The organism is Ovoidimarina sediminis (assembly GCF_032586175.1).
Lineage (GTDB): Bacteria > Pseudomonadota > Alphaproteobacteria > Rhodobacterales > Rhodobacteraceae > Ovoidimarina > Ovoidimarina sediminis.
In genome coordinates this window covers 1-5,225 of sequence record NZ_JAWHTE010000058.1, presented here as the reverse complement: position 1 = coordinate 5,225, position 5,225 = coordinate 1, and the positions used below count along the sequence as shown (strand labels likewise).

The window sequence follows — 5,225 nt, the reverse complement described above, 5'->3', positions numbered from 1 at the left end:
CCTACGAGATAAACGAAGTTGGTCGCCCGTTGCGCCTTGACCAAACACGGATACTCAGATGTCGGCCTCGAGCCCATTTCACCCGTTCTATTTCGCCAGTCGTGGCTTGCTCTAACAAGCGTCTACGGAACAACCCTTGATGTGCTATGCTTGTGCACATCCGAGAACCGGACGGCTTGCAGTGCTCGCATCTGGGTGTTGGAGCTTTGTGCGCATGGTATCGACAGCATGAACGGAAGCAACTCGCGCCCCTCTGGGCACACCCCCTGCCGTCAGACGCGGAACTGATTGGGACAGCGAACATGACAGAAGTTTCTGGCTTTCAGCTGAAGCGGGGCGGTCCAGAGGTCTACGAGGCTTCTTGGGTGCGCGCCCAAATGGGCCGCGCCGCTGAGGATCTGGTCGCAGCAGTGAATGTCGCGCCTGGCGACCGGGTAATCGACGTCGGCTGCGGTACTGGAGTCGTGGCGCGTACGGCTGCCGAGCTAACGGGGTCGGCAGCAGACGTGATCGGAACCGACGTCTCCGCCGAAATGGTAGAGGCCGCGGCAAAGTTTGCCGCCGAGGCTGGTTACCCTGACATTGTCTGGCTGGAATGCGATGCCGCCGCAATACCGCTACCGGACGCGACATTCGATGTGGTGCTCTGTCAGCAGGGCCTGCAGTTCATGCCCGACAAGCCCGGTGCGATGGCCGAGATGGCGCGTGTCATGAAGCCTGGCGGCCGACTGGCCTTGAGCGTCTGGAAGGCCCGGTCGCCAATCGGCGCAGCCTTCTCAACAGTTCTGGACCGGGAGTTCGGAGAAGGTACGACCGCACCGTGGGACATGGTCTACTCACTCGGTGACCGCAACCGCCTGCACGATCTTGCTGCTGGCGCGGGTCTACGAGAAGCCTATGTCTCTTTTGACGTGAAATTCGCCCGCCATCCGTCCCCAACTAACTTCATCACCGGCGCGATTGCGGGCTCTCCCATCGCGGGGACGATTGAGAAGCTACCCGTGTCTGAGCATGACCGTTTGATCCGGGAAATCCTAGAAGAACTCGCGGAGTTCCAAGACGACTACGGCCTTGCCGTTCCGGCGCAGTGCCTAACACTGACAGCGCGAAGATAGACGGTCAGCTTAGTCCGCAGACCGGACATAGTGCCCCTCATTGCGAAGGTCTGCTATCGGTCAAAGCAGACAACGACCTAGGGTCTCAGAAGCTTGTCCACCGCTTCCTCAGGCACCCCAAGCACCTTCGCGGCTTCTCTCAGCATCCAAGCGCCTGCGGGCCACTTGGCGACCTCTTCGCGGTCAGCCCATGTCTCGCGGCCCAGGCCCTTTGACTTATAGGTTCTTGGAAAACTGTTCTGTGGAATTGTATCCTTCTGCGAAGTCGAGGATGCCATGTGAGGCGATATGAAGGTCCATTTGGCCATTGTTCTGTCGATGCTTGCTTTGTCAGGGTGCGTCACGCCCGAGGAGCTTGCGGAATATGATGCAAAGCGTCGGGAGCAATTTAAAACGACAACAACCTACCAGGGAGAAGAGATATCATTTTACGCGGAGGGACACAGCATAGGATATCGTGGGTATCTCATTTCCATCGAAATTAATGGAACTACTGTAATCAAAGGGGAAGCCAGAGACAGTTTTTGGACTCCCGGGGTGATGAACACACTAACGGGATCATGGAAGGGTAAGAAGGTTTCGGCGGAGCCAAGGATAGGATGGGCCGATTTTACAAACCTCGATACCCGTGTTATCCTTCCCATCACAATAGACGGTGAGGAAGTCGCAACCTTGTGGCTAACCTCTTTGTGGGGTCCCAGACACAAAGATGCCGACGCTGACCTTGTTTTGAGGGAGTTCTAAATCGGCAATAGGCGGCTTGTAGCACGACGTTATCTAAGCAGACGATCCACTTCTTCCTCAGGCAACCTAAGCACCTTCGCGGCTTCCCTCAGCATCCAAGCCCCTGACTGCAGCTTGGCGACCTCTTTGCGGTCGGCCCATATCTCTCGCGCCAATGCCACGCGGTCGTCGGGCAGGAGGTCTGCCGCCACGTCCCCTTATCCCAAGCAATCGTATTCCCACTCCTCGTAATTGGTTCCCGGGATTGGGCTGAGTGCGCTTGCAACAACCTTTACAGTACTCACACGAACCTTCCCGTCTGCCCCTTTATATTCGTCAGGGCCGACCTTGGGGCCGGGGCGCTTTCCATACTCGCCACAGGCTTCCGCTGCTATTTGATTAGCCGTCTTCTTTTCCTGTTCACTTGGCACCCATACTTTAACACGGACCAGATCCTCAGACTTTGAGATTAGTTGGCTCTTGCCCGGTTTAACCGCCCATACGGAGGGCTCCATGCTCCACAAGAAGCCAGGAAAAATAGGGAAAACACGACTAGAAGATAAAGCTTTGGCATTCGCGTCATTCCTCCAGTTCACTCCCTGAGCCTACCATATTCATTTGGCTCGGAACTCCAAAACTCTCGATCTTCCTTCTACGCTGCCTTTGCGGCCTCTGCGGTCGAGCATTCGCTTGTTACCCCAGATGTTACCCCAAGACAAAAGTCATGCCCTGCGATCCGTCAAATTCCCGATAAGTTATTGAAATTATGGTGCCCCCACACGGACTCGAACCGCGGACCCACTGATTACAAATCAGTTGCTCTACCAGCTGAGCTATAGGGGCACGCCGCGTGATCTACAGGCTTGATCGTGCCGGCGCAAGATGAGGCTGCATGCACGGGGCCGCTTTCGTCGCGGGGCCTGCCCTTCTATAGTGCCGGCCAAGAGGCGGGAAACAGACAAGGGCAGCCGGCGCCGCACATGCAGGTCATCTTCCACATCGGCGCCCATTGCACCGGTCAGGACCGGCTGATGCGTTCGCTGCTGAAGAACCGTGACGTGCTGGCGCAGAACGGCGTTGCGGTGCCCGGGCCGGGGCGGTACCGGCGTATTCTGGCAGAAGTGCTGAAGAAGCTGCGCGGCGCGCCGGCGAGCGCGGAAACGCAGGATGTGCTTCTGGAGGCCGTGCTCGACCTCGACGACGCGGACCGCGTGATCCTTTCGAACGAGAGTTTCATCTGCGCGCCGTCGAAGGCCGTGGAGGGCGGTGTGCTGTATCCCAAGATCGACAAGAGCGCCTGGCTGGCGGCCGCCTTTCCGGAGGCGGAGGTGGAATTTGCGCTGTCGCTGAGGAACATGGCGAGCTTTCTGCCCGCGCTGTTCGAGATTGTGGCCTCGGAGGATATCGACGCGCACCGGTTTCTTGGCGGTCAGGACCCGCGCGAACTGACATGGGTGAGCGTGGTGGAGGGGTTGCGGGCCGCGAACCCGGAGGCCCCGATCCTTGTCTGGTGCGACGAGGATTCCCCCCTTCTCTGGCCGGAAATCATGCGTGAACTGGCCGGGCTCGACGCGCTCGTGCGGCTTGAGGGGGAAAACGATCTGGCGCGGACGCTTCTGTCGAGGGAAGGCAATGCGAAGCTGGACGCCTATGTCGGGCGCCGCCCGCCCGAGGACGAGGCGATGCGGCGACGCGTGGTTGCGAGTTTCCTGTCGAACTATGGCGAGGACAGCGCGCTTGAACAGGAGATCGACCTGCCGGGCTGGACCGACGCGCTGATCGACGAACTGACCGCCGCCTATGACGAGGACGTGGAACGGATCGCGTCGATCCCCAGGGTGACGGTGCTGACCCCCTGAGAGATCACATCCCGAGCGCCTGCTTGTACATGTCGAGCACCGCCTCTTCCTCTGCGATGTCGTTGGCGTCGCGCTTTCGGAGGGCGATCACCTTGCGCATGACCTTGGTGTCGTAGCCGCGCCCCTTGGCCTCGGCCATCACCTCTTTCTGCTGGTCGGCGATGTCCTTCTTCTCGGCCTCGAGACGTTCGAACCGCTCGATGAACTGGCGCAGCTCATCGGCTGCCACGCGGTAGCTTCCTGGCTGGTCGTCGATCACGGCGGCATCTGTCATGGGGTCTCTCCTTAGCGGGTGGAGAGCTTCGATAGCGCCACGCCGGGCAGCCCGCAAGTGCTTGCAGAGATCGCGCCCATGGACTAGGCGCTCGGGCCATGGAATTCCTTGTCTGGATAGGTGCGGCGATCACCGTTCTTGGCCTTGCGGGGCTGGGCTGGTGCATCGTGAGCGCGGCCCGCGCCCGCGGCGAGGGGCTGGACGATGCGGCGATGAAGGCACGTCTTCAGGCGCTTCTTGCGTGGAACCTCGCGTCGGTGGGAACCGCCGGGATCGGGTTGATGTGCGTGGTCGTGGGGCTGTTCCTCGGCAACTGAGGGCCTGCCGCCACAGACGGCGCAATCACCATACGGCCTCATTGGCGCCCAATTTTGCGTTTCAACGCGCGTTAACCCTGTTTCACCGATCGTCTGGGCATCAAGGAGCCGGAGCCAGCCCTTGAGATACGTTTCGCTTCAATACCTCAGGGCAGTGGCCGTGATCAGTGTTCTTGTGCTGCACAGCCAGGATCTGTTCGCCGCGCCTCTCGCGACCCTGCCGCTTCTGTCGGAGTTCGGGTGGATCGGCGTTTGCCTGTTCTTCGTGATCAGCGGCTTCATCGTGGCGGAGCGAATTTCGAGATGCGCAAGCCTGGGCGATTACCTGACCCGGCGGTTCATGCGGGTCTTTCCACTTTATTTTCTTGTTACCCTGATTGCGCTTTTGCTTACCCTGGCCACGAACCAGCCGTTTCTGACCGCGGCCAAGACCGACAGCGGAATGCCGTTCGATCCGAACTGGCCGGTCTATGTCTTCAAGAGCCTCTTTCTGGTGCCGCAAGATGACTGGCCGCTGTTTGCGGTCGGGTGGAGCCTTGAATTCGAGGTCGTGTTCTACGCGATATTCGGCATCGCGTATTTCGCCGCCGGCCCGGTAACGGCGCGTGTGGTGATCCTGTGCCTGGCGATGGCCGGGCTGACCGGCCTCACCCCCGGAAGCGCCATTGCGCATCCCTTCATGCTTTACTTCTTCGCCGGATGCCTGACCCGGGATCTGTTTCACGTCGCTCGCCGCCCGGCGATCGTTCTGGCGCTGATTGTGATCGGGCCGTCGACCTGGGCCTGGATGAACGGCCTTTACGGTTGGAACGACATCGGCTGGGCCAACTTCACTGTCGCGTCCGCCATCGCATTCTCGGCACTAAAGCATCCGACTGAAAACCTGAATCGCGGGGATTCCTGTTGGAGCTGATTTGTGATTCATCCTGTCTGGGAG

General features: G+C 59.6%; 7 protein-coding genes and 1 tRNA gene. 5 read left to right on the top strand and 3 right to left on the bottom strand.

Features of this window, described 5'->3' with window-relative positions; translation table 11 throughout:
* The first annotated feature begins 302 nt into the window (after positions 1-302).
* Positions 303-1,115, top strand: a complete 813-nt coding sequence (locus tag RXV90_RS25655) for a class I SAM-dependent methyltransferase (RefSeq protein WP_316653254.1) — start codon at positions 303-305, stop codon at positions 1,113-1,115.
* Positions 1,116-1,192: 77 nt separating this feature from the next.
* On the opposite strand, the gene RXV90_RS25650 is transcribed toward RXV90_RS25655, so the two are convergent.
* Positions 1,193-1,393 carry a hypothetical protein gene (locus RXV90_RS25650; RefSeq protein ID WP_316653252.1) on the bottom strand — a complete coding sequence of 67 codons (201 nt, stop codon included), beginning with the start codon at positions 1,391-1,393 and terminating at the stop codon, positions 1,193-1,195.
* A 10-nt stretch (positions 1,394-1,403) separates the two neighbouring features.
* Between RXV90_RS25650 and RXV90_RS25645 the strand changes: the two genes are divergently transcribed.
* Positions 1,404-1,859, top strand: a complete 456-nt coding sequence (locus tag RXV90_RS25645) for a hypothetical protein (RefSeq protein ID WP_316653250.1) — start codon at positions 1,404-1,406, stop codon at positions 1,857-1,859.
* A 746-nt stretch (positions 1,860-2,605) separates the two neighbouring features.
* On the opposite strand, the gene RXV90_RS25640 is transcribed toward RXV90_RS25645, so the two are convergent.
* A tRNA-Thr gene (locus RXV90_RS25640) sits at positions 2,606-2,681 on the bottom strand.
* Between the two features lie 137 nt (positions 2,682-2,818).
* Here RXV90_RS25640 and RXV90_RS25635 point away from each other — a divergent pair.
* Positions 2,819-3,697: a hypothetical protein gene (locus tag RXV90_RS25635; RefSeq protein WP_316653249.1), complete on the top strand. Its 879-nt coding sequence runs from the start codon at positions 2,819-2,821 to the stop codon at positions 3,695-3,697.
* A gap of 4 nt (positions 3,698-3,701) precedes the next feature.
* Here RXV90_RS25635 and RXV90_RS25630 read toward each other — a convergent pair whose 3' ends face one another.
* A complete protein-coding gene (locus RXV90_RS25630) occupies positions 3,702-3,971 on the bottom strand; it encodes a DUF2312 domain-containing protein (RefSeq protein WP_316653247.1) in 270 nt (89 codons plus the stop codon).
* A 98-nt stretch (positions 3,972-4,069) separates the two neighbouring features.
* Here RXV90_RS25630 and RXV90_RS25625 point away from each other — a divergent pair, with 98 nt between their 5' ends.
* Together RXV90_RS25625 and RXV90_RS25620 are read left to right on the top strand one after the other, a co-directional pair.
* The gene (locus RXV90_RS25625) at positions 4,070-4,288 is read left to right on the top strand and encodes a hypothetical protein (protein WP_316653244.1); all 219 of its coding nucleotides are present in this window, start codon (positions 4,070-4,072) and stop codon (positions 4,286-4,288) included.
* Positions 4,289-4,409: 121 nt separating this feature from the next.
* Complete coding sequence (locus RXV90_RS25620) at positions 4,410-5,201, top strand: acyltransferase family protein (RefSeq protein ID WP_316653242.1); 792 nt, start codon at positions 4,410-4,412, stop codon at positions 5,199-5,201.
* Positions 5,202-5,225 lie beyond the last annotated feature (24 nt).

What these genes read in the sequence shown, in the direction of transcription:
- RXV90_RS25655 (WP_316653254.1), top strand. Translation starts at nt 303, where the DNA reads ATGACAGAAGTTTCTGGCTTTCAGCTGAAGCGGGGCGGTCCAGAGGTC.
- RXV90_RS25650 (WP_316653252.1), bottom strand. Translation starts at nt 1,393, where the DNA reads ATGGCATCCTCGACTTCGCAGAAGGATACAATTCCACAGAACAGTTTT.
- RXV90_RS25645 (WP_316653250.1), top strand. Translation starts at nt 1,404, where the DNA reads ATGAAGGTCCATTTGGCCATTGTTCTGTCGATGCTTGCTTTGTCAGGG.
- RXV90_RS25635 (WP_316653249.1), top strand. Translation starts at nt 2,819, where the DNA reads ATGCAGGTCATCTTCCACATCGGCGCCCATTGCACCGGTCAGGACCGG.
- RXV90_RS25630 (WP_316653247.1), bottom strand. Translation starts at nt 3,971, where the DNA reads ATGACAGATGCCGCCGTGATCGACGACCAGCCAGGAAGCTACCGCGTG.
- RXV90_RS25625 (WP_316653244.1), top strand. Translation starts at nt 4,070, where the DNA reads ATGGAATTCCTTGTCTGGATAGGTGCGGCGATCACCGTTCTTGGCCTT.